Origin of the sequence: Streptomyces durbertensis (assembly GCF_014156695.1) — a bacterium.
GTDB classification, from domain to species: domain Bacteria; phylum Actinomycetota; class Actinomycetes; order Streptomycetales; family Streptomycetaceae; genus Streptomyces; species Streptomyces durbertensis.
This window is the reverse complement of the sequence record NZ_WMLF01000838.1, coordinates 1-1,022: the sequence shown is the minus strand read 5'-3', so window position 1 is coordinate 1,022 and position 1,022 is coordinate 1. Positions and strand designations below refer to the sequence as shown.

The following is a 1,022-nucleotide window of genomic DNA, read 5'->3' as shown; positions in this document are numbered from 1 at the left end:
GCCCAGCAGCAGGCCCCCGCCCAGCCGGCGGCTCCGGCGCAGCCGGCCGCCCCGGCCCACAAGCCGGTTCCGGCCGCCAGCGCCGCCGCCGAGGGCGCGTACGTCACCCCGCTGGTGCGCAAGCTCGCCAGCGAGAACAACGTCGACCTCGGCTCGGTCAAGGGCACCGGCGTCGGCGGCCGCATCCGCAAGCAGGACGTGCTCGCCGCCGCGGAGGCCGCCAAGGCCGCCGCCGCCCAGCCGGCCGCCCCGGCCGCCGCCGCGCCGAAGTCCCCGAAGCTGGAGACCTCGCCGCTGCGCGGCCAGACCGTGAAGATGTCGCGGATCCGGAAGGTCATCGCCGAGAAGATGGTGGAGGCGCTGCAGAAGCAGGCGCAGCTGTCCACCGTCGTCGAGGTCGACGTCACCCGCGTCATGAAGCTGCGGGCCCGCGCCAAGGAGTCCTTCGCCGCCCGTGAGGGCGTCAAGCTCTCCCCGATGCCGTTCTTCGTGAAGGCCGCCGCCGAGGCGCTGAAGGCCCACCCGGCCATCAACGCCCGCATCAACGACGACGGCACCGTCACCTACCACGACGTCGAGAACGTCGGCATCGCGGTGGACTCGGAGAAGGGCCTGATGGTCCCGGTCATCAAGGGCGCCGGCGACCTCAGCATCGCCGGTATCGCCAAGAAGACCGCGGAGCTGGCCGGCAAGGTGCGCCAGGGCGGTCTGAGCCCGGACGACATGTCCGGCGGCACGTTCACGATCAGCAACACCGGCTCGCGCGGTGCGCTGTTCGACACGATCATCGTGAACTACCCGCAGGTCGCCGAGCTGGGCATCGGCGCCACCGTCCGCCGTCCGATGGTCATCGACCACCCGGAGCTCGGTGAGACGATCGCCATCCGCGACATGGTGTACCTGACGCTGTCGTACGACCACCAGCTGGTCGACGGCGCGGACGCCGCCCGCTACCTGGGCGCCGTCAAGGCCCGCCTCGAGGCCGGCGAGTTCGAGGGCGAGCTGGGCCTGTAAGGCCCCAC

The 1,022-nt window shown here is 72.1% G+C and carries 1 protein-coding gene; it reads left to right on the top strand.

What is annotated here, in order from left to right; genetic code table 11:
- The coding region (sucB, locus tag GL263_RS27185) for a 2-oxoglutarate dehydrogenase, E2 component, dihydrolipoamide succinyltransferase (RefSeq protein WP_182858384.1) at nt 1-1,014 on the top strand (1,014 nt) is incomplete at its 5' end.
- Nucleotides 1,015-1,022: the final 8 nt, after the last annotated feature.